The 21,053-nt window shown below is 59.9% G+C and carries 19 protein-coding genes; 3 read left to right on the top strand and 16 right to left on the bottom strand.

Translation table 11 applies throughout. The features are described 5' to 3' along the window. Positions 1-87: 87 nt before the first annotated feature. Positions 88-852: a GntR family transcriptional regulator gene (locus tag AACY31_RS11005; RefSeq protein ID WP_339476735.1), complete on the bottom strand. Its 765-nt coding sequence runs from the start codon at positions 850-852 to the stop codon at positions 88-90. A 244-nt stretch (positions 853-1,096) separates the two neighbouring features. On the opposite strand from AACY31_RS11005, the gene AACY31_RS11000 reads away from it, so the two are divergent. Continuing rightward, positions 1,097-2,287 carry a benzoate/H(+) symporter BenE family transporter gene (locus tag AACY31_RS11000; protein ID WP_339504456.1) on the top strand — a complete coding sequence of 397 codons (1,191 nt, stop codon included), beginning with the start codon at positions 1,097-1,099 and terminating at the stop codon, positions 2,285-2,287. A 116-nt stretch (positions 2,288-2,403) separates the two neighbouring features. Here the strand turns inward: AACY31_RS11000 and AACY31_RS10995 are convergent, their stop codons facing one another. Next, complete coding sequence (locus AACY31_RS10995) at positions 2,404-2,748, bottom strand: YggL family protein (protein WP_025212695.1); 345 nt, start codon at positions 2,746-2,748, stop codon at positions 2,404-2,406. Positions 2,749-2,978: 230 nt separating this feature from the next. Here AACY31_RS10995 and dacB point away from each other — a divergent pair, with 230 nt between their 5' ends. Then, on the top strand, positions 2,979-4,445 hold the full coding sequence (gene dacB / locus AACY31_RS10990) for a D-alanyl-D-alanine carboxypeptidase/D-alanyl-D-alanine endopeptidase (RefSeq protein WP_339476731.1): 1,467 nt from the start codon (positions 2,979-2,981) through the stop codon (positions 4,443-4,445). Positions 4,446-4,516: 71 nt separating this feature from the next. Here the strand turns inward: dacB and AACY31_RS10985 are convergent, their stop codons facing one another. Next, entirely contained in the window at positions 4,517-6,901 is a 2,385-nt protein-coding gene (locus AACY31_RS10985; protein ID WP_339476729.1) for a sensor domain-containing diguanylate cyclase, read from the bottom strand. Positions 6,902-7,044: 143 nt separating this feature from the next. Next, positions 7,045-9,315 carry a bifunctional 23S rRNA (guanine(2069)-N(7))-methyltransferase RlmK/23S rRNA (guanine(2445)-N(2))-methyltransferase RlmL gene (gene rlmKL / locus AACY31_RS10980; RefSeq protein WP_339476727.1) on the bottom strand — a complete coding sequence of 757 codons (2,271 nt, stop codon included), beginning with the start codon at positions 9,313-9,315 and terminating at the stop codon, positions 7,045-7,047. Between the two features lie 531 nt (positions 9,316-9,846). Here rlmKL and rmf point away from each other — a divergent pair. Then, on the top strand, positions 9,847-10,062 hold the full coding sequence (gene rmf, locus AACY31_RS10975) for a ribosome modulation factor (RefSeq protein WP_003223300.1): 216 nt from the start codon (positions 9,847-9,849) through the stop codon (positions 10,060-10,062). A 293-nt stretch (positions 10,063-10,355) separates the two neighbouring features. On the opposite strand, the gene AACY31_RS10970 is transcribed toward rmf, so the two are convergent. The 12 genes from AACY31_RS10970 to AACY31_RS10915 form a co-directional block, all read right to left on the bottom strand. Beyond that, positions 10,356-11,375 carry a quinone-dependent dihydroorotate dehydrogenase gene (locus AACY31_RS10970; RefSeq protein WP_339504454.1) on the bottom strand — a complete coding sequence of 340 codons (1,020 nt, stop codon included), beginning with the start codon at positions 11,373-11,375 and terminating at the stop codon, positions 10,356-10,358. A gap of 97 nt (positions 11,376-11,472) precedes the next feature. Beyond that, positions 11,473-12,828, bottom strand: a complete 1,356-nt coding sequence (locus tag AACY31_RS10965; protein WP_339504452.1) for a hypothetical protein — start codon at positions 12,826-12,828, stop codon at positions 11,473-11,475. A 47-nt stretch (positions 12,829-12,875) separates the two neighbouring features. Next, positions 12,876-13,313, bottom strand: a complete 438-nt coding sequence (locus tag AACY31_RS10960) for a hypothetical protein (RefSeq protein WP_445261534.1) — start codon at positions 13,311-13,313, stop codon at positions 12,876-12,878. Then, positions 13,303-14,010: an oxygen-regulated invasion protein OrgB gene (locus AACY31_RS10955; protein WP_339504450.1), complete on the bottom strand. Its 708-nt coding sequence runs from the start codon at positions 14,008-14,010 to the stop codon at positions 13,303-13,305. Before AACY31_RS10955 ends, AACY31_RS10960 begins: the two co-directional genes overlap by 11 nt. Further along, entirely contained in the window at positions 13,982-14,548 is a 567-nt protein-coding gene (locus AACY31_RS10950; RefSeq protein WP_339504448.1) for a secretion system protein, read from the bottom strand. The genes AACY31_RS10955 and AACY31_RS10950 overlap by 29 nt, the downstream gene beginning before the upstream one ends. After that, a complete protein-coding gene (locus tag AACY31_RS10945; protein ID WP_339504446.1) occupies positions 14,535-15,260 on the bottom strand; it encodes an EscJ/YscJ/HrcJ family type III secretion inner membrane ring protein in 726 nt (241 codons plus the stop codon). Before AACY31_RS10945 ends, AACY31_RS10950 begins: the two co-directional genes overlap by 14 nt. Beyond that, positions 15,257-15,565 carry a type III secretion system inner rod subunit SctI gene (sctI, locus tag AACY31_RS10940; RefSeq protein WP_339476710.1) on the bottom strand — a complete coding sequence of 103 codons (309 nt, stop codon included), beginning with the start codon at positions 15,563-15,565 and terminating at the stop codon, positions 15,257-15,259. The genes AACY31_RS10945 and sctI overlap by 4 nt, the downstream gene beginning before the upstream one ends. Positions 15,566-15,624: 59 nt before the next feature. Next, complete coding sequence (sctF, locus tag AACY31_RS10935; protein ID WP_339476707.1) at positions 15,625-15,885, bottom strand: type III secretion system needle filament subunit SctF; 261 nt, start codon at positions 15,883-15,885, stop codon at positions 15,625-15,627. A 7-nt stretch (positions 15,886-15,892) separates the two neighbouring features. Continuing rightward, the gene (locus AACY31_RS10930; protein ID WP_339504444.1) at positions 15,893-17,065 is read right to left on the bottom strand and encodes a PrgH/EprH family type III secretion apparatus protein; all 1,173 of its coding nucleotides are present in this window, start codon (positions 17,063-17,065) and stop codon (positions 15,893-15,895) included. A gap of 116 nt (positions 17,066-17,181) precedes the next feature. After that, a complete protein-coding gene (locus AACY31_RS10925) occupies positions 17,182-17,646 on the bottom strand; it encodes a transglycosylase SLT domain-containing protein (protein ID WP_339491305.1) in 465 nt (154 codons plus the stop codon). Continuing rightward, positions 17,643-18,824: a winged helix-turn-helix domain-containing protein gene (locus AACY31_RS10920; RefSeq protein WP_339504442.1), complete on the bottom strand. Its 1,182-nt coding sequence runs from the start codon at positions 18,822-18,824 to the stop codon at positions 17,643-17,645. The genes AACY31_RS10925 and AACY31_RS10920 overlap by 4 nt, the downstream gene beginning before the upstream one ends. Before the next feature lie 297 nt (positions 18,825-19,121). After that, positions 19,122-21,011 carry a hypothetical protein gene (locus AACY31_RS10915; protein WP_339504440.1) on the bottom strand — a complete coding sequence of 630 codons (1,890 nt, stop codon included), beginning with the start codon at positions 21,009-21,011 and terminating at the stop codon, positions 19,122-19,124. Positions 21,012-21,053: the final 42 nt, after the last annotated feature.

Below are 21,053 nucleotides of genomic sequence, written 5' to 3'. Positions count from 1 at the left end.
CCACAAGGGTTGTTGTGAACGACACAAATCCCCTGTGGGAGCGAGCCTGCTCGCGATGAAGGCGACTCGGTATGACTGATTCAACCCTCAGAGCTTAGCCGTCGACCGCCCAGGCTTCTTGCTCTGCAGCAGGTGCGAGAACACCGCATGCAAGTCATCCGAGGCACTTTCCTCGTCGAGGTTGAGCTTGCTGTCGATGTGGTCCATGTGATGCATCATCAAGTCCACCGCCAGCGTGGCATCGCGGGCCTCGATGGCGTCGATCAATTGGGTGTGTTCGTCATAGGAACAGTGGGAACGGTTGCCGCTTTCGTATTGAGCGATGATCAGCGACGTCTGGGACACCAGGCTGCGCTGGAAGCTGATCAACGGGGCGTTTTTCGCCGCTTCGGCCAGCTTGAGGTGGAACTCTCCCGACAAGCGGATGCCGGCGCCGCGGTCGCCACGGGAGAAACTGTCGCGCTCATCGCTGACCATCTGCCGCAGCTCAGTCAATTGTTCGGCAGTGGCATGCTGGACCGCCAATTCGGTGATCGCCCTTTCCACCAGGCGCCGGGCCATGAACACCTGGCGAGCCTCTTCGACACTCGGGCTCGCCACCACGGCACCGCGATTGGGTCGCAGCAACACTACGCCTTCGTGGGCCAGGCGCGACAGCGCCCGGCGAATGATCGTGCGGCTGACCCCGAAAATCTCCCCCAGTGCCTCTTCGCTCAACTTTGTACCGGGTGCCAGGCGTTGCTCGAGGATGGCCTCGAAGATATGCGCATAGACAATATCGTCCTGGGTTCCGCTGCGGCCGGCTTTACCAGTTCGCGGTTGTTTCTTGAGGGGCTGCAACTGTTCGTTCATGGGCACTCGAGTCGGGAGAACTGCGGCGAATTGACCGTGACTGTAATACGGCACAGCGGGTCGCTGGCAAGTATCGCGTAAAAAACAGCTCGATTGTACACAACCTCTGATGGCAACACGACTGTACGGCTGTTTGCGGGCATGGCTGTATTGCAATCGGCTACTGCGTTGAGTTTAGGCTTGAAACCCAAAACCTGCGGCGCGATCAAGCCCAGCCACTCTACAACAAGGACCACCGCCCACCATGACCGAAGTCACGACCACGCCACTTCGTCCATTGGCCGACACCTCGCCTTCAGCCATCGTCGCCGGGTTCATTGCGATGATGACCGGCTACACCAGTTCCCTGGTGCTGATGTTCCAGGCCGGGCAGGCAGCCGGGCTGACCAGCGGGCAGATTTCCTCGTGGATCTGGGCAATTTCCATCGGCATGGCGGTGTGTTCCATCGGGCTGTCGCTGCGCTATCGCACGCCGATCACCATCGCCTGGTCGACACCCGGCGCGGCGCTGCTGATCACCAGCCTGGGCGGCGTGAGTTATGGGGAGGCCATCGGCGCCTATATCACCTGCGCCATATTGGTGACGATCTGCGGTCTGACCGGCAGCTTCGAGCGCCTGGTCAAGCGTATTCCTGCCTCGCTGGCGGCGGCGTTGCTGGCGGGGATCCTGTTCAAGATCGGCAGCGAGATCTTCGTTGCCACCCAGCATCGCACCGGCCTGGTGCTGGGGATGTTTTTCACCTACCTGATCGTCAAGCGCCTGTCACCCCGTTACGCGGTTCTGGCGGCACTGTTGATCGGTACGGCGCTGTCGGGCCTGCTGGGGCTGTTGGACTTCAGCGGCTTTGCCCTGGAAGTCGCGACGCCGGTCTGGACCACGCCACACTTTTCCCTGGCGGCCACCATCAGCATCGGCATTCCGTTGTTCGTGGTGGCGATGACCTCGCAGAACATGCCCGGCATCGCCGTACTGCGGGCCGACGGCTACAACGTGCCGGCCTCGCCGCTGATCACCAGCACCGGCATCGCCTCGCTACTGCTGGCGCCGTTCGGCTCCCATGGCATCAACCTGGCGGCCATCAGCGCGGCCATCTGCACCGGGCCCCACGCCCACGAAGATCGCAACAAGCGCTACACGGCGGCGGCCTGGTGCGGGATCTTCTACGGGATTGCCGGGGTGTTCGGCGCGACGCTGGCAGCATTGTTCGCGGCGCTGCCCAAGGAACTGGTGCTGTCCATCGCGGCCCTGGCGCTGTTTGGGTCGATCATCAATGGCTTGAGCATCGCCATGAGCGAAGTCAAGGAACGGGAAGCTGCGTTGGTCACCTTCATGGTCACGGCGTCGGGGCTGACGCTGTTTTCCATCGGTTCGGCGTTCTGGGGGATTGTGGCGGGGGTGTTGACCTTGCTGATCCTGAACTGGCGTAGCGCCTAAAAAAGATCGCAGCCTTCGGCAGCGCCTACATTGGAATGCGTGCATCCTGCAGGAGCTGCCGAAGGCTGCGATCTTTTGACCGGCAACCCGAATAACGGGCTGCCAGTTTCAGACCATCAAGCGACCGGATTGATCGGCTTTTCCGGGTACCAGACGTCCATCAGCGGGCTGACTTCAACGCTGGTCAGCTCAGGACGCGCCTTGAGCCAGGCTTCAACAGCAGCACGTTGCTCCTGAGTGACCGAGCCACGCTTCTGCAGGCAAACCAGACCGTAGTCGTCGCCGCCGACGTAGCCCAGGCCGTTGGCTTCCATGGCTTCTTTCAAGAAAGCGTCGAGGAAAGCGTCAATAGCCTCATCGGCCAGATCTTCTTTGAAATCCAGGTTCAATTCGAAACCCAGCTCTTGAAATTCATCCACGCACAGTTTTTTGCGCAGACGCTGGGAACGGTTAGTCGCCATTGGAACAATCCTCATAAGTAATAACGGCCGGCACTTTACCAGTTTGGTGCGTCGATTGCCCGACTGATCGGGCGTATCGACCTACCGTCGGTAAAAAATAGCAGCTGAAGGGCTCAGGCACGGCCCAAGCCGTTGCGGCTTGGGGCATAATGCCGAGACTTTCATGACCGTTGAGGGCGTTCATTTTCATGCCCTCGTCTTTCCCCCTCGCCTGTAGGGTTTTATTTCAAATGATCAAATCTTTGCGTCCACTGCTTCTGGCCAGCCTTCTTCTTCCCCTGGCCCTCCCTGTTACCAGCCACGCCGCCACGATCAACACCGCCCTGTCGCCCAACGTGCAAAAGGCCCTCAAGGCCAGCAAGCTGCAGAATGACGCACTGTCGCTGGTAATGGTGCCGCTCAACGGTCCCGGCACCCCGACCCTGTACAACGCCGACGTCTCGGTCAATCCAGCGTCCACCATGAAACTGGTGACCACCTACGCAGCCCTGGAAATGCTCGGCCCCAATCACCAGTGGAAAACCGAGTTCTACACCGATGGCACCCTCAATGGCGGGATCCTCAACGGCAACCTGTATCTCAAGGGCGGCGGCGATCCCAAGCTGAACATGGAAAAACTCTGGCTGCTGATGCGCGACTTGCGGGCCAACGGCGTGCAGCAGGTTACCGGCGACCTGGTGCTGGACCGCAGCTTCTTCATCCAGCCGCAACTGCCCGCGTTCAACGACGACGGCAACGACGAAAACAAACCATTCCTGGTCAAGCCTGACTCGTTGCTGGTCAACCTCAAGGCCCTGCGCTTCGTCGCCCGCAACGACGGCGGCCGGGTGATGGTGTCGGTGGAGCCGCCGATTGCGAGCGTTCGCATCGACAACCAGGTCAAGGCCGTTAATTCCAAGCAATGCGCCGGCGGCGTGCGCTACAACCCGGTGTCCCAGGCGGACGGCAGCGTGACGGTGACCGTCGGCGGCCAACTCGCAGACGGTTGCAGCTCCCAGACCTACCTGTCGTTGCTGGACCATCCCACCTACACCGCAGGAGCGGTGCGGGCGATCTGGAAAGAGTTGGGCGGCAGCATTCAGGGCAAGGACCGCCTGGCCGCGACCCCGAGCAACGCCAAGGTACTGGCCCGGGCGTTCTCCCCGGACCTGGCGGAAATCATCCGCGACATCAACAAATACAGTAATAACACCATGGCCCGGCAGCTGTTCCTGAGCCTCGGTGAGCAGTTCCGTAACGAGGCCGACGGTGATGACGCCAAGGCGGCGCAACGAGTGGTGCGCCAGTGGTTGGCGAAGAAAGGCATCACCGCGCCGCACCTGGTGATGGAAAATGGCTCCGGCCTGTCCCGCGCCGAACGGGTCAGCGCCCGGGAAATGGCAGCAATGCTGCAGGCCGCCTGGCGCAGCCCGTACTCGGCGGAGTTCATCAGTTCGATGCCGATTGCCGGTACCGACGGCACCATGCGCAAACGCCTGAAGACCACCGCCATGGCCGGCGAAGCCCACGTCAAGACCGGGACCCTGAACACCGTCCGCGCCATCGCTGGCTACAGCCGTGACATCAATGGCAACACGTGGGCGGTGGTGGCGATTCTCAACGATCCGAAGCCTTGGGGCGCTTCGTCGGTGCTGGACCAGGTGCTGCTGGACCTGTACCGCCAGCCGAAACTGCCGCAGACGGCTTCGGTGCTCTAACCCCCACCAGAGATCAACTGTGGGAGCAAGCCCGCTCCCACACTTTACCCCCATATACCTAGCCAAAGTGGCTAGCCCAACTGCACCTCAACCCGATCCCGCCCGGCCTGCTTGGCCGCATACACGCCCGAGTCAGCCCTTAGCAGCAGTGCATCGGCGCCCTCCCCGGCGCGCCAGGTGGCGATACCGAAGCTGGCGGTGACAAACCCCACATCCTCGATGGGCGCCGCCCGCAAACCTTCCCACAGCTCCAATGCCAAGGTGTAGGCGCTATCGCTGTCGGTGTCCGGGCACAGCACCACGAACTCTTCGCCACCCAGCCGGCAGAACACATCGGTGCGACGCAACCGTTGGGCGACGCGCTGGCAGACCGCCTGCAACACCCGGTCACCCACTGCGTGGCCGTGCTGGTCGTTGATGCGCTTGAAATGATCGATGTCGAGCATGATGACCGCCAGCCCCCCGGAACCGCGCTCGACCCGAGCCATCTCCGAAGTCAGGCGATCCTGGAAATAGCGGCGGTTGCGAATGCCGGTCAGGGCATCGGTGACGGACAAGGCCCTCAGCTCTTCTTCCACCCGCTTGAGGTCGGAAATATCCGAGACATAGCCATGCCACAACACCCCGCCGCCGGGCAGCTCCTCGGGCGTGGCCTCGCCGCGTACCCAGCGCAGGCCGCGCAAGGGCAATTGCACCCGGTACTCTTCCCGCCACGGGCTCAAGGTATGGGCCGAAGCGCGAATCGAAGCGCGGACACGCGTGCTGTCCAGCGGGTGAATACGCGAGAACATCGCCTCGGCGTTCTGCACCAATACATCGGGTTCCAATTCATAGATGTCGCGAATACCGTCGCTGGCATAGATCACGCTGAAGCGACCATTGAAATCCATTCTGAACTGGTAGATCCCCCCAGGCACATGGGCGCTGAGCTTTTTCAGCAACAGGTCACGGGCTGCCAATGCTTCGTGGACGCGCTTGCGTTCGGTGATGTCGATGCAGATTGCCAGGTGCCCGACCCACAGCCCCTGGTCATCGAGCATCGGGGTGGCGAGCATGTTCACGGTCAGGTGGCTGCCATCGCGGCGCACCAAAGTCCACTCCCGCGCCTGTTGCCCACCCTGTTCGCCGCCCTCGAGCAGCATCGCATGGCACGTCGGAATCGGCTTGCCAAAGCGCGCACCGAGCTGCGCGGCGCGCGCCTGGAGTTCGCGTGGTACATGCAGGCCCTCCAGGGTCATGCTTTGCAGGACCTCGCAGCTCGGGTAGCCGAGCATCTGTTCGGCACCGACGTTGAAGGTGGTGATGACACCGCGCAGGTCGGTGGCGATGATCGCGACCTGGGTCGCGGCATCCAACACCCCGCGCAACTGGCCGTGGGTACCACGCAGCTCCTGTTCCCGGGCGCGCAGTTCACGGGTGCGTTGCTCTACCAGTTTCAAGGCCCGCTGCCGCTGGCTGACCAGTACATAGAGCAAGGCGCTGAGCAGCAGGCTGAGTAAGCCGCCGAGTATCACCAGGCTGGTGATCGAAGAATGATTGCTGGACAGGAACACCCGGCTAGGCCGCAACTCCACCCGGTAGGCGCGATCGGCCAGGCGCAACAGGCGAGTCGCCGAAAAATCGCTGCGACCCGGCGGGTTGTGGGATTCGAACAGCGTCTCCTGCGCGTGCTCGGTAGACAGGTCCATGACACGCATCGACAGATTGTCGTGACCGGACGACGGCAGCCCACTGCCCACCAGTTGGCGCATGCTGATGGCCGCCACCACGTATCCGAATGGTTCGTTGGCCGACTCCCGGATGACCGGCGCGACCAACAGTACCCCCCGGGTAAATACCGGGTCGACCCCCATCAGGTCCAATGGCTGCGAGACCACCGGCTCGCCTCGCCGGCGGGCCCGCTCAACGGCGGCACGACGCAAGGGTTCGGAAAGCAGGTCCAGGCCCAGTGGTGCCCCGTAAGGCGCCTGGCTCTGGATGTAGAGCAGCGGTGTGTATTCGTTCCGTTCGGCGGCCTGTTGCAGGCCACCGCCACCGTCCGCCTCACGGATCGTAAATTGCGTGGCGCCTTCGGCCCGCACTTGCTGTTCGAACGCACGCCGCTCGTCGCGCCGCACCCTGGGCGCCCAGGCGAAGGCCCGGGTACGGCGCAACAGCGCGTCGGCGTAGCCACTAAACTCGTTGCTGGAAACCTCTTCGGAGTTGGCAAAGAAACGCCTGAGGCTGTCGAGGCGTAGCTCCTGGTCCTGGAAATGTTCCTCGATGCGGCTGAAACGCTCCTCGGCTTGCAGCTCGAAGCGCAGGCGCAATTGCTGATTGGACAGGCTCATCATCGCCCAGGTCAGCAAGCCGGTCAGGACCGTACCGGCCAGCAGGACCAGCGAAGCCACCAGCCAGGCCGACACGTCTTCGCTGATAAAGCCCAGGATCCTGGGACGCACCTGATGCAATGCCATAAACACAACTCAGAAAGAAACCAGGCATAGATACAGCCCTGGATACAGCCTAAGTTATAGCTATTAGCCATCACTTTGGCCACCCCCAAAACGAGGCCAGAAGCCTTGAATTACAAGGCTTCGTGGATCCAATCAGCCCCGAATCAACGCGCCATGATCTTCCAGGCGCGGTGGATCTTGCCATTGCGGGCGAAATCCGGATCAATCGTCTTGGCGGTGATTTCTTCCACCGCATAGCGCTCGCCGAGGTTGTCCTCGAGCTGGAACTTGCGGAAGTTGTTGGAGAAATACAACACGCCACCCGGGGCCAGGCGCGCCATGGCCAGGTCCAGCAGCTGCACGTGGTCGCGCTGCACGTCGAACACGCCTTCCATGCGCTTGGAGTTGGAGAAGGTTGGCGGGTCGATGAAAATCAGGTCGTACTCGTCACGACTGGCTTCCAGCCAGGCCATCACGTCGCCCTGCTCCAGGCGGTTCTTGTCGGAAAAACCATTGAGCGACAGGTTGCGCCGCGCCCAGTCCAGGTAAGTCTTGGACAGGTCGACGCTGGTAGTACTGCGCGCCCCGCCCTTGGCCGCGTGAACACTGGCGGTCGCGGTATAGCAGAACAGGTTGAGGAAACGCTTGCCGGCCGCCTCTTTCTGGATCCGCAGGCGCATCGGCCGATGGTCGAGAAACAGCCCGGTGTCCAGGTAGTCGGTGAGGTTGACCAGCAGCTTCACACCCCCTTCGTTGACCTCGGTGAACTTGCCCTGGGCACTTTGACGCTCGTACTGCTTGGTGCCGCTCTGGCGCTCGCGACGCTTGATCACCACGCGGCTCTTGTCGATATTCAGTGCCTGGGGAATCGCCGCCAGGGCGTCGAACAGCCGGGCCGAGGCTTTCTCCGGGTCGATGGACTTCGGCGCGACGTATTCCTGGACATGAACCCAATCGTGGTAGAGGTCGATGGCCATCGAATATTCCGGCATGTCGGCATCGTAGACCCGGTAGCAGTCCACGCCTTCACGCTTGGCCCATTTGCTCAGCAGCTTGAGGTTTTTTTGCAGGCGATTGGCGAACATCTGCCCGCCTTCGCTCAACCGTGCCTGCTCGACCACAGGGGCCGGCGCCGGTGTTGGCTTGATCGGGTTGCCATTCTTGTTGTACTGGCGCTCTGGCGGTACTTGCGGGGCCTGATCGTAGGCGGCCTGTTCACGCTCGGCCTGACGCTGTTCCGGGGTGCGACGCTCACCGGTGACGAACTGGTCCGGCAACACCTTGATCAGCAGCAACTTGCACGGCAAGGCGCCGTTCCAGAACGAATACTGCTTGTGGCTGCGAATGCCCATGCGCTTGCCCAGGTCCGGCGCACCGGTGAACACCGCTGCCTCCCAGTTCAGGCACGCCTGGCGCAGGCGTTCGCCAAGGTTCTGGTAGAGGTAAAGCAGGCTGGCCTCATCGCCCAGGCGCTCACCGTATGGCGGGTTGCAGATCACCAAGCCCTTCTGGTTCTGGTCCGGCCGCGGTTCGAAGGTGGCGACTTCGCCCTGATAGATCTTGATCCACTCGCTCAGGCCGGCACGTTCGACGTTGTTACGACCCGGTTGGATCAGCCGTGGGTCAGCTTCGTAGCCGCGAATCCACAACGGTGGCTTGGCCAGGCCGGCGGCGGCGCGTTCACTGGCCTCTTCGTGGAGTTTCTTCCACAGCGCCGGCACATGGCCGAGCCAGGCGGTGAAGCCCCACTGCTGGCGGCGCAGGTTCGGCGCCATGTCGGCGGCGATCATCCCGGCTTCCACCAGGAACGTACCCACACCGCACATCGGGTCGGCCAGTGCCCCGCCTTCAGCAGCAATGCGCGGCCAACCGGCGCGGATCAGGATCGCGGCCGCGAGGTTTTCCTTCAGCGGCGCGGCACCTTGCTGCAGGCGATAACCGCGCTGGTGCAGGCTGTGGCCGGAGAGGTCGAGGGAGAGGATCGCTTCGCCGCGGTCCAGGCGCAGGTGGATGCGCAGGTCCGGGTTGAGCTTGTCGATGGACGGTCGCTCACCCGACGGCGTGCGCAGCTTGTCGACGATGGCGTCCTTGACTTTCAAGGCACCGAAATGGGTGTTGTCGATGCCCGAGCCGTGGCCACTGAACTCTACCGCCAGGGTGCCATCGGCCAGCATGTGGTCTTGCCAGTCAACATCCAGCACACCGTGGTAGAGGTCTTCGGCGTCCTTCATCGGGAAGCGCTTGAGCACCAGCAACACGCGGTTGGCCAGGCGCGACCACAGGCACAGGCGATACGCCGTTTCCATGTCGGCCATGCCGCGCACGGCCGAGGTGTGCTCGCGCGCCTCTTCAAGGCCAAGCCCGACGGCTTCCTCGATGAGCAGGCCTTCGAGGCCCTTGGGACAAGTGAGGAAGAGTTCGAAACGATCGGACATGGGATTTCCAGCGCCTTTGGCTAAGTGGACCGGGCAACGCATTGCCGGGCCGGGTTCAATCAGGTGCTTTTCTCAAGAGCACCCGCGTGGCACGAAAGTGTGCCGTGCCACCCTCGCCGCTCAGGTTAAAAGAGCTTAGATGCGAAGGCAGATAAAAAATTCTGTGCAACAAATTATGAAAACTCGACCCTTTCGTCGAATAGTACCCGAGTGCAACAGGAGGAGATTCTCATCCAAGCCAGACCTCCCCCTTTCGGCGCAGGGCCGATCATACAGGGGTCTAGCTCAAAAGCGGTCAACGAACATCAAGTTACTTATCGCCCTAACATCTTTATTGTTACGTGCTTATGACAAAACGATCATTCCATCCCTGTGACGCTTTGGTTAGAACTCAACACAGGTTGACGTCGCAACGGCGTCAACGCCTTGGCTCGTCACGCCGGCAACGAGCCACCAACGGCAGAATGATTCTGCCCCGGCCTCGATAGAGGTCGACGCTAAGTAACAGTCAACAAGTGAGGGCAACACCCTATGAGAAGACTTAAGCGTGATCCGTTGGAAAGAGCATTTTTACGCGGTTACCAATATGGCGTTGGTGGTAAATCCCGTGAGCTTTGCCCCTTTACTCTACCGTCGGTACGTCAAGCCTGGATCAATGGCTGGCGAGAAGGACGCGGCGACAACTGGGACGGTATGACCGGCACTGCGGGTATCCACAGACTCAACGAACTTCACGCCGTCGGCTGACACAGGGCTTAATACTCAAGAACTCGACAATTTGACACCCCTATCGATTTAACCACGCACGTCCCATCCGGACGGCGGGCTACGGCCCAGGGGGCTCCTTCGAGGAGCCCTTTTTAATGCCTGGGTTTCATGAACTTGGGCTGCAAACACTGTTGTGGCGACACCCTGTGGGAGCAAGGCTTGCCCGCGATGAAGACGACGCGGTCTACCTGGAACCGAGGCGCCTGCATCGCGAGCAAGCCGGCTTTGCTCCCACAACTTGTTCGCATCAATAGATGCCGACCGTTCCTGAATCAACCCAACGCCGCAATGGCATCCACCGATTCACGAATCAACGCCGGCCCCTTGTAGATAAAACCCGAATAAATCTGCACCAGGCTCGCCCCTGCGGTGATCTTCTCGGCGGCGTGGCGGCCTTCGGTAATCCCGCCCGCCGCAATGATCGGCAAACGCCCCGCCAATTCAGCGGCCAGCACCTTCACAGTGTGGGTGCTCTTGTCACGCACGGGCGCGCCAGACAAGCCGCCCGCCTCCTCACCGTGTTCCAGCCCTTCGACACCTTCGCGACCCAGGGTCGTGTTGGTGGCGATTACCGCGTCCATGCCCGTCTCGATCAAGGCCTGGGCCACCTGGGTGGTCTCTTCGTCGGTCATGTCCGGGGCGATCTTGATCGCCAGCGGCACGTGCCGGCCGTGAATTAACGCCAGTTCTGCGCGACGACGGGCCAGGTCGGCCAGCAGTTGCTTGAGCGAATCACCGAACTGCAGGCTGCGCAGCCCCGGGGTGTTGGGGGAGCTGACATTGACGGTCACGTAGCTGGCGTGGGCGTAGACCTTGTCCAGACAGATCAGGTAGTCGTCGACGGCGCGCTCCACCGGCGTGTCGAAGTTCTTGCCGATGTTGATGCCCAGCACGCCCTTGTATTTGGCCGCGGCCACGCGAGCCAGCAGATGATCGACGCCCAGGTTGTTGAAGCCCATGCGGTTGATGATCGCCTCGGCTTGCGGCAGGCGGAAAAGCCGTGGCTTGGGGTTGCCCGGCTGCGGTTGGGGGGTGACGGTGCCGATCTCCACGAAACCGAAACCCAACTGGGCGAACCCGTCGATGGCCGCGCCATTCTTGTCCAGGCCCGCCGCCAACCCGACCGGGTTGGGGAACTCCAGGCCCATGACCGTCACCGGCAATTTCGCCGGGGCCTTGCACAGCAACCCATTGAGGCCCAAACGTCCGCCCGCGCCGATCAGGTCCAGGGACAAGTCGTGGGAGGTTTCCGGGGAAAGTTTGAACAGCAGCTGACGGGCCAGGGTGTACATGGGTGGGTTTGACTCGTTCGAAGAAATGAGGCGCGGATTATAGCGGGGTGGAGGGATGGGAGCGAGCAGCCGATGGTTGTCGGCTCCTCGGTTTCGGTCAAGGAAGGGGCGTATCCAGGGCATAAGTGTTGCTAGTGTCTTTTGAGGTGCCATAGCTGAGAAAGACGTAAAGAAGCATCATCGTCGCAGCAAGACAACAGTTGACAATATGGCCTTGGTTATCGTCGCTGATCTCGGTTCCATTTAGCCATAACCTTACTGCGTCTCCGAACTGGTTGACAGCGAAACCAAACGAGAGACGTAGCCCCAAAAGGATCGCCCCATCCGCCAAATGGGTTCCAGTGGGCTGCCGGAGGCCAGCGCGCACCTTCAATTTCATTTGTTGCAAAGACTCCGGATCAGAAAATACCGAGTCCAGTCCTCGCGAGGGGGATAGCAAACATCTGGAGAAAATCGAGAAGGCCTTATCGCCTATCATTGCGAAACCGTTCAGCCCAGCCTGAATAGCATCCGCACCGAAATCGTAACTCAACTGCGCGGCCGCCCTGGCAGGACCGCTCCACGGCATAAGGCTAACCACTTCCCTCAACGCACCGAAGACTACTCCATGAAACGCAGCTGTAGCCACGTTTGACTTCAAATTCGGAAGTCCTGCGTTGTCAACTTTCAAATGACTGACGAGTTCAGCCGCAGCCCTGGCCCCGTTATAGGCAAGGCCGCCGACTGAGGGGAGTAGCTTCGAGGCCGTGCCCGTCACACTTGCCGCGATCGTACTTCCCATCACCGCGCTTGCCATGCAGAGACACGACACTATCGAAAGCGCGGTCGGTCGCTCCCCAGTTGCGTACCACTCGCCGATTTTTCCCGCCAACATTAGCGCAGGGCCCGTCATCGCCAGCGCAACAGCCGCCCACGCCTGAGAGGCCTCAGGTGTATCACCTTCGCCAATAGCATCCACAACCAGAGAGGCAATGTACTCGCGCAAAAGGGTAGCCAGCACAATGATTGTCCCTGTGTGCATGGCGATATTCAGCGCATTGAGCCCTGGCCCCTTGGCGGCTTCGAGTAATCCCAACCCTGCCTCAAGCACAGCCTTCAGTCGACCCTCTTGGGTTTCGGTGCCTGTGGCTCCTACATTTAAGGTGGCAAAAATCCCGTTTTTTTCATCTCCTTTGGGTATGTCACCGTTGTAGACGTATCGCTCAATTTGCACCACCGCATCCATGTCCGACTCCCCCAAGCCAGTCTTTAATTCCTCAACGTATTGATTTGTCGCGCGGTCCAAAAGCTCGAAACCGGCTGTAATTTCTCGATCTGTTCCTAGCGACTTCACGCTAAAATCCCCAATCACCAACTTCGAAGCATCAAGTGGACTGATCGTAGATTCTAAGGATGAAACGCTGCCGGACGCCGTGGAAGCTATTGAAGGGGTAAATGAAGTATCAACTCGCATATGTGTTTCTCCTTGTTATTTTTATAAGCGTTATTCTTAAGCGTCTCTCACCACTCACTCTTCTCCCAAGCCTCATCCTCCATCGGCTGGAACACCTCCCGCATAAAACCCTTGACGAAAACATCCATCGCAAATGCCAACCCATTGGCACCGCTGACCTCTTTATAAAGCTGCGACTTTTCCAACCCCTCGTCCTTCAATCGCACCAAAACCTGCAGCGTGATCGCCATCAACGCCTGGGCGGTGGGGTACGCAGCCGTTTCACCATCCGGTCCCCGCAGTGTGCGGAGGAATTCATGAATCGCCTTTTCCCCCTGCCCCTCCATCGCCAGTAGCAATTGATACAAGTGCTCGAACTCGGGATTGGGGCGTTTGCTTTCAGGTGTTTGCTCGCGGGCAGCCAGCAGCCGTGATTCCAGTGTCTGGACCGACTCATTCGCGTCGTGATCGAGCAGGCTGGAAACCGTCATGGATTCAATCTTCATGGCAAACCTCGGCTCCGTCGGTCGGCGCGGAATCGGCGAAGCCGGCGTACACGTCGGCAAGCGCCTGTCTTGAGGCCTGATCCAACAAACGCACCGTCTCCGGGAGATGGGCGAGGCTCGCCAGCAACCGGGGTTCCAGCCGTTCCCGGCTCGCCTCGACATCGAACTCCAGCAACTGATCCCCCACCCGCAAGACGTAGCGGTCCTGCGGGTGATATTCCAGGATCAGTTCGCCGGCCCAGCGCTTGCCCAGGCTTTCGCGCAGCTCAAGGCCGCGCGCACGACAATGCAGCGGCAGCAACAGGTGCAACACGGCGCCCGGGTCACCCGGTTGCCCGGCCAGCCAGCGCTCCAGTATTTCATCCAGCCACTCGGGGCGCCTCAAGGCTTGCCCGAGCAGTTCACCAGCGGCTTGGGCGAGAGCGTTGCGCAACTGCAAACCCAAGGTTTGCGTCTTCAGCAACGCATCGGCCAGATGCTCGCTCGCGCGCAGGATGCCTTCGGCGTAACCCTGCTGGAACGCGTGCGCATGCACCGCCTCGGCCTCACGGTGGGCCTGCTCCGTACAATCGCGTGCCCGGCGCTGCACTTCGAGCTGCAAAGCGTGACGACGACGCGCGGCAGCGATGTCTTCGCGGGCCAGGCGCACCTCTTCGCCAGCAGGCAGGTCAGTCAGGGTTCGGATGGAGTCGAGCATGCTGCACCGCCAAAAAAAACAGGATTGGATCGGGTTTCGTAACGGGCCATTGCCGATGCAAGCGGACGACCGACTCGCAGAACTGCAAGTCCAGGCGTTCGAGCAAAAGACCAGGGATGTGCTCGCTCCAGCTCCACAACGCATTGAGGCCGGCCGCTTCGACCTGCGCCATCGAAACCGGCGCGCATTCGGTCGGCAGGCAGCCTCGCGGGCCCAGGTTGAAGCTGGCGAATCGACGAACCGGCCCGGGCAGGCGCAGCAGCGCAGCGCCGCGCGCCAGGTCGGGCATCAAGCGATAGGCGCCCATCAACAGGGCGACGTAAGGTAATTGTCGCCAATGGCGCACCCATTGCTTCACCACGCCTGTCAGCGGCATCGAAGGCCACGGCATTTGCAGTCCCAGTCCCTCGAGCACGATGCGGTTAAGCAACGTGCGGGCCTCGTCCCCTTCGAATCCGGCCGGTATCACCAGACGCTGCGGGTGCAGATAAGCCAAGGGCTCGGCGAGGATGTGCTCCAGGCACTCAAGGTCCGACATGACGCGGCCTTGCCCCTGACTGGCGGTAGAACCAAGCGCCGCCTGCGGCCAACAGCAGCACCGCACTGATCGCCGCCAACCACCATGGCCACGGCGATTGCTCTCGCGCGGCAGCCACTGACGGCGCGACATGCTGGACCGGGGAACGCTTGGACAGCACTACCGAGACGTTCTCGTACTCCACGGTCGCGAAACTGTTCTTGAGGAAACGCTTGATATCGGTGATCAGCAATTGCGGTTCGGCATCGGGCTCATGCAACACCACCGCCGCGAGCTGGACAGGCGGCGACTTGCGCCCGCCCTCGCCGGCATCCAGGTCGTAGCTGACGTGGACCCGTGCCGACACCACGCCTTCGAGCACACTCAGCGACTGTTCGATGCGCTGCTCCAGCGCTGAATACAAGCGGGCCTTTTCAGCACGGGGCGAGGCCACCAGGGAATCGGACGGAAACATCTCGGCCACTTGCAGGCGTGGCCGGGATGGCAACGAATAGAGATTGAGCAGATCGACGGCAGCAGAAAAATCGAGGGCGTCGATTTTCACCGCATACCCGGTTTTGCCGGTGTCGACTTTCACCGCCGCGATGTTGTTGCGTTGCAGCACCGACAGCACTTCATTGGCCTGCTGCTGATCCAGCCCTTCCAGCAGGTTCGGCTGGCGGCACCCCACTAGCGCCAGGCACAACAGCAACGCCAGCACGCCGGTCTTCATGAGGCACGCAACAGCGTTTCTGCCGTGCCCACGGCTTTGCGCACCAGCACGTTGAGCAAGTTGATATCCACGTTGTACTGCCCTGTCAGCTCCTGCAACTGGGCCAATACTTCAGGGTCGGTGATATCCGGGCGCTGCAACAACTGATTGATCGACGAAGCGTCTTGCGCGCTGTCGACGGCGGAACCGGCAAACGCTTCGATCAAGCGCGATTCCAGGGAAACGATCGGGCCTTCCTGCGGACCGCGCAACTCAACAAAGGCGGAGCGGGCGATAAGCGACGGGGCAAGACTCTGGATGGACATACGATGCACTCATGAAAAAGGCCATCGTCACGAGCGATGACCAGTTGAAAGGAAAAGCGTCAGCGAGCCGCCTGGATGATCGCCATGTCGATGTCCTTGAAGCCCTTGATCGTGTTGGTCTGGGCGTTGCGGAACACCGTGTAGGAGGAAAACGCGGTCTGGTAGGCCGCCAACAGTCCGGGATCAGAGGCATCGCCTTGCAGCTTTATAAGCGCTTCGTCCAAAGCTTCTTTGAGTAGCTTTGCCCCTTCCTCGAACGCGGAGGCTTGGTCGCCGAGGAAGTCGTCGGGAAATTTGATGGGTAAACCGATATCAGCCATTGCTCACCTACGGTATCTGTTTGGAAAAATACCAAGACGAAGGACTCGTCTTGACGTAGCCCTGCGGGCCGGTTTGGAACGACTTGCCCTTGAGCGCATCGTTCTTGAGCTCGACCGTGAAGTGCACGTAGCGATCACCCCACTGCCGATAAAAATCTTCGACGTACTGGCGCGCAGCGGCCAGTTCGACGTCCTGCAGATTGCCGCCGATGGCGTACGAGACAGCATCCGTGTGTTCGACCCGGCTGAAGGTCAGTGCGAGACGCTGCAAGCCACCCTGCGCCAGATCGGCGAGCAGTGCGTCGTCCTGCATCTGCACCACGATGTCCCGGGCATACGGTGCCGCCGCGAGTAACGTATCGAGTAGCCTGGCCTGCTTGTCCGGCGTGAGCAGATTGCGTTGCGCGCTGAGCAGCAGCCGCGGCACCGAGGGGTCCTTGAGGTCGAGAAAATGCCAGGCCAGCTGCGGATCGTGATCGACCAACACTTGCTCCAGGCGACGCCGCTCCTGATCCGGCAACAGGACCTTGCCGTGCAGACTGGCATGGCGTGTCAGCACCTGTCGGCTCCAACCGGCATCGCGCTCGGAAGACACGAAGACATAAACCGCATTGTCACGACCGCGCAGCACCTGGACGGGCGCACTGGCGCCGGCGATCAACGCACGAATATCGGTTTCAGGCGACGGCCCCGGCATCGACCAGAGGCTGACCACGGTGACCAACGCAGCCAACGCCAGAGCACCGGCAATCCAGCGGGTCCAATGGACACGCCATCCGCTGAACGCGGCGGTATTGCACGGACTATCTGCCGGACCAAGACACTCGGGCGCCCAGGATTGATCTGCTGGGCGCAGAGCCACTTGCAACCCGCCGAGTTGCATACGGGCCTGGAAGACGCAGTGACGTACTTCGATCGAATCACCGAGCAAGCGCACCGGCACACCGTCCGGCGTGGCCTGGTCGGCCAGGACCTCGAAATTGCAGCCACCCTCCTCCAGGGGAACGAAAATCGCATCCACCGGCACGCTGGCAACACGTGCGCCGTCCCCCAACACCGCCGCGGCCCCGACGACGAACAGGGTGGTGCCCTGGCCAAGCGGGAATTCGCAGCCCTGCAACGGACCGTTGAGGATCCGCAGAACGCAGGGCTGTAGCGTGGGGGTCGTCGGGACTGTCACCGTCCAAACTCCAGGAAGGTCAAATGAGCGGGTAGGTTAGAAAAACCGGCCGCGGGATTCCTGATCCGATTCTGCCGATTACCCGTGGCAAAAGATCAGAATCCCTCATGACGCCGTTACTCTCGCCCCCGAGTGATCACCTGATAGCGCTGCCAGACCTTGCGCGCATAACGCAGCCGCGCGGCTTGGCGATGGGGCGAGTTGCCAGCGTTGTAGGCACCGACCGCCGTCCAGTTATAGCCATAGCGGGCGATAAAACCGGCCAGCACCGACGCCCCGACCTCCACCGACAGGCAAGGCTCATCCAGCAGGCGCTGCTCGGTAATGCCCTCGGCACTGAGGCGTGATAGATGAATGCTGTTGATCTGCATCAAGCCGATATCGCGAGTGCCGTTGCGGTTGTGGTTGATGGCATCGGAGCGCAGGCCCGATTCCACATCGGCAATCGCTTGCAGCAATTCGGGTTCGATGGCATGCATCTGTCCCGCCTTGTTCCAGCACCAGGCATGCGCCTGGGCCATGCCAAAACCCAGGCCAAGGTACACCGGCAGGCACAGCCAGGTTTTGCGGCGCCGCTTCATGCCAAGCGCCTCTCGCCGATCCATGTCAGCTGTTCGTGAATGCGCACGCGCAAGATCTGCGCCCGGACACAACCCGGATCATGCTCCAAGCACTGGTCGATCATCTGCGTTGCCTGCTCGTTGCGCCGCCAGAACCAGTGATGCCAGGCATGAAAGTACAACACGTCCGCCTGATCGGCCGACAACAGGCACTGGCGGAACAACACCTGGGCCGCCTGCTCGCAACCGCGCAAACTGGTGAGCAACGCCAGGCGCGTCAATGCCGGGAGGCTGCCAGGGTCCAGCGCCAAGGCACTGGACACCGCCGCATGTGCCTCCTCGATTGCACGTACCGGGTCACCCAGGCCCATCATCACCCGCCCCAGCCACACATCCGCCAAGCCACACCAGGGCGGCGCGTACCCGGCGTCGAGTTTCAAACACTGCCTGAACAGCACCTGGGCATCGCGCAGGCTTTGCACCGTGTGCTGCTGCACGCTGCACAACCCATTGAGATAGGCCACCGCCACCGGATAGGACCCGCAGCGATCGCCAACCGGACGCAACCCGGGTACGCGCAGGGCAACCAGGCAGGTCAATGCGCCCAACGCCTCCCCCGGATCCCAGGCGTCCAGCGTCTGGCCATGCAGCAACGCCTGGTCGCGTCCACGAATCAACTCGATCGACCAGTGTTGCAACCCGCCCGCACCGATAAAACGACCGTTCAGGCAGTAATCCGCCGACAACCGCCCAGCCAACGACCGCACATCGCCCGACGCCCCGCAGGCCGCGATCAGCCCCGAGGGAATGACATGCAACGCCTCACCGAACGCCGTGGTCAGTTGGCGGATCATCAGATCCTGCAGATCCAGCGCCGCGATCTCGTCCAGATTGCGCAAAGGCAACACCGCCAACGACGGCGCCACCGCCCTCGCCTGGCTCGGCACATCGAGCTCCACCACGGAACCGGTGAACCGATAACCCTGGCCGTAAACCGTCGCAATGTAGCCCTTGTGCTCCTTGAACAACTTGCGCAAGGCATAGATACAACGGGTTAACGACTCCTCCGCCGCGTCCATCCGCGGCCAGACATGATCAAGCAGATAATCCTTACTCACGACCGTACCCGCCGACTTCAGCAGCAGGCGCAGTACGTGCAGTTCTTTGGGTGGAACATGAACTCCTTGTCCATCTCGCATCAGCGTTCCATCGCTTTGCAGTAGCCAGTGGTCAAACACGAATGACTTGGCTGGGGTTTGATCAGTTGCACTGTCCATACGTTGAGACTTCTCTATAGAAAGTTACTGAAGCGCGATTGAGCCTGTGGCAGGCACAGGCTCGGGATGGCGAGCTGCGTGACTATAGGAAGATGCGTGGGGGGATTCCGTAGGATATTAAACTTATTATCGTAGGAAATTACGTCATACGTTGTGAGCAGCAAACAGCACAACAACACCGTCCAGCACACCCATGAAAAATATCGTCAATTCATCAAACTATACCGACACCGCTCTTCTAAGCACCTGATAGTTTAGTTCCGACCTAGCCAACTCTTTATTGAACCGCAAAATAACTCTCTCAATAACGCATGCGGCCACATTGTAAGACTCATCACTTGGGTGCGAATCAATCCAGCCATTGTCTTTAAATTTCAACATCAACTCATTCAGGCTCATTCGCTCGCCCTCAAATTCAACCGGGGTATTACGCTCCGCCTCAAAAAGCCTTTTCAGTGTTTGAACACGGCCTTCACTCCAGTAAGTATTGGGCACATCTGAGGGACCTTTCAGCTCTTTCTTGACTATCCTTTCGCTCAACAGAACTGTGTTTTCTTTATCCTTAATCAAGCCCAACTCTAGCCCCATCAACATGTCCTCCCCCCCCGCCACCATGTAAGGTGGATAAATTCCATCGTCCCATTTCGCACGGAAAGGTGCTTGGATAGATACGAATTGCTGAGCGGGCGAATTTAGATCGGACCGTTCCGGAGCACTCACCTCCGAAAAAGGCAACGGGGTCGGCTGGCGAGTAGGGTAACCGACACCATAGCCCACAATCGGTTTTTGGGTTAGCTGGTGCAACTGCTCAACTCTTTTCTCCACCAATGGGCTTGTGTGTCGGGTCTGCTCAGTTTTAACAACATCCTGATCGACCATAACAACTCGTCCCGGCCGATACGGTAATGTGTCGGCAAAGGCCAAGGCAGACGCTCGCGCAGCACCAAACCCTGTTAGCTGTCCACCGTCCCACCCTACAAGGTGCAAATTAGGATACTGTTGAAGCGTTTCCTTCATCGCAGAAGCATAGGAGGGATAATCCATTTTATGCACCAGCAAATAAACCGGCTCAGGACGATTAAAATTACTCTTCATGTTTTTTGGATGCCATGCCAAACTGTAATCCTCACCAAGCTCCGCCACCAGCTTATTTGCACTACCGCCACTTATTACAATTGTCGGAACCGTTCCCGTGTGTAGATGAGGCTCATGTAACTGAGGCCCTCTAAGAAAAGAAAACCAGCTGCCGTTACTCGGCACCGCCCGCTCCATGGACAGCTCCCGGCACGTATTGATTCGATTATCCAGTATCGCCTGCATACTCTTCATGGTGTTCAAATCTGGCTTTTCACCGACTGTCACTGGGGAATACTTACACGCCATCCTTGTTTTCGGATCCACCCAATCGGGATTACGCACGATGTTGATTGGAGCATTTTTTGCCACATTAACCGATTCATTAACAACACCTTCAACTTTCGACGCACTTCGCAGCCCGCCCTCCAACATCGCACCTAAAACCAATCGCCGCTCAGTGATAGCCTCAGCAAGCTCACTTCGAAATTCAGCAGCTTGTTTTTCGCTTATATTTTCTACAGAAACGCCCATTTTAATGGCAAGCATCAGTTTAAAAAAAGATTCTTCCCCCGAAGACTTCAGCTCCCCCCCATCGCTCTTAGCCAAATATTCGCCTTTCCCATCGTGACTTATTTCAATAGTCCGCATTGACCCATCACTGGAAAAAACATCAAACTCTATCCAACCTTTCTCCACACCATGGACAAACGCTGTATGTGGCCCTTCGCAAGCGTCGTGCTTCCAGGCCAAAGCGACGTCGCTTGGCCAGCCTTCACTATTGACAAGTGCTAAACTTATAACTTCCAGCGATTTACCATTCAGTACTGGAGACGAGTTCTCCTTCAACGCCTCGGCAACTGCGTTTACTCGATTGAGTATTGATGGGGATTGGTCATGCATGAAGACAGTAGAATCCAACGTCTCCTCGTTCCCCGCAGACATGCTTTTGTCGGCTTGTGATAACATCACATGATTGAACGCGTTCAAGTTTGGAAGAGAATGACTTCTAAGAAGCATAATATCTTTTCTCATATAAAAAAAACGTCAACGATTCCGCCACCCGCCTATCGTCTG

The organism is Pseudomonas sp. RL_105y_Pfl2_101 (genome assembly GCF_963970585.1).
Taxonomy (GTDB): Bacteria; Pseudomonadota; Gammaproteobacteria; order Pseudomonadales; family Pseudomonadaceae; genus Aquipseudomonas.
This window is presented reverse-complemented; position numbering and strand designations above follow the sequence as displayed.

Coding starts and splice junctions, on each gene's coding strand:
- AACY31_RS11005 (WP_339476735.1), bottom strand. CDS start 852: ATGAACGAACAGTTGCAGCCCCTCAAGAAACAACCGCGAACTGGTAAA.
- AACY31_RS11000 (WP_339504456.1), top strand. CDS start 1,097: ATGACCGAAGTCACGACCACGCCACTTCGTCCATTGGCCGACACCTCG.
- AACY31_RS10995 (WP_025212695.1), bottom strand. CDS start 2,748: ATGGCGACTAACCGTTCCCAGCGTCTGCGCAAAAAACTGTGCGTGGAT.
- dacB (WP_339476731.1), top strand. CDS start 2,979: ATGATCAAATCTTTGCGTCCACTGCTTCTGGCCAGCCTTCTTCTTCCC.
- AACY31_RS10985 (WP_339476729.1), bottom strand. CDS start 6,901: ATGGCATTGCATCAGGTGCGTCCCAGGATCCTGGGCTTTATCAGCGAA.
- rlmKL (WP_339476727.1), bottom strand. CDS start 9,315: ATGTCCGATCGTTTCGAACTCTTCCTCACTTGTCCCAAGGGCCTCGAA.
- rmf (WP_003223300.1), top strand. CDS start 9,847: ATGAGAAGACTTAAGCGTGATCCGTTGGAAAGAGCATTTTTACGCGGT.
- AACY31_RS10970 (WP_339504454.1), bottom strand. CDS start 11,375: ATGTACACCCTGGCCCGTCAGCTGCTGTTCAAACTTTCCCCGGAAACC.
- AACY31_RS10965 (WP_339504452.1), bottom strand. CDS start 12,828: ATGCGAGTTGATACTTCATTTACCCCTTCAATAGCTTCCACGGCGTCC.
- AACY31_RS10960 (WP_445261534.1), bottom strand. CDS start 13,313: ATGAAGATTGAATCCATGACGGTTTCCAGCCTGCTCGATCACGACGCG.
- AACY31_RS10955 (WP_339504450.1), bottom strand. CDS start 14,010: ATGCTCGACTCCATCCGAACCCTGACTGACCTGCCTGCTGGCGAAGAG.
- AACY31_RS10950 (WP_339504448.1), bottom strand. CDS start 14,548: ATGTCGGACCTTGAGTGCCTGGAGCACATCCTCGCCGAGCCCTTGGCT.
- AACY31_RS10945 (WP_339504446.1), bottom strand. CDS start 15,260: ATGAAGACCGGCGTGCTGGCGTTGCTGTTGTGCCTGGCGCTAGTGGGG.
- sctI (WP_339476710.1), bottom strand. CDS start 15,565: ATGTCCATCCAGAGTCTTGCCCCGTCGCTTATCGCCCGCTCCGCCTTT.
- sctF (WP_339476707.1), bottom strand. CDS start 15,885: ATGGCTGATATCGGTTTACCCATCAAATTTCCCGACGACTTCCTCGGC.
- AACY31_RS10925 (WP_339491305.1), bottom strand. CDS start 17,646: ATGAAGCGGCGCCGCAAAACCTGGCTGTGCCTGCCGGTGTACCTTGGC.
- AACY31_RS10920 (WP_339504442.1), bottom strand. CDS start 18,824: ATGCGAGATGGACAAGGAGTTCATGTTCCACCCAAAGAACTGCACGTA.
- AACY31_RS10915 (WP_339504440.1), bottom strand. CDS start 21,011: ATGAGAAAAGATATTATGCTTCTTAGAAGTCATTCTCTTCCAAACTTG.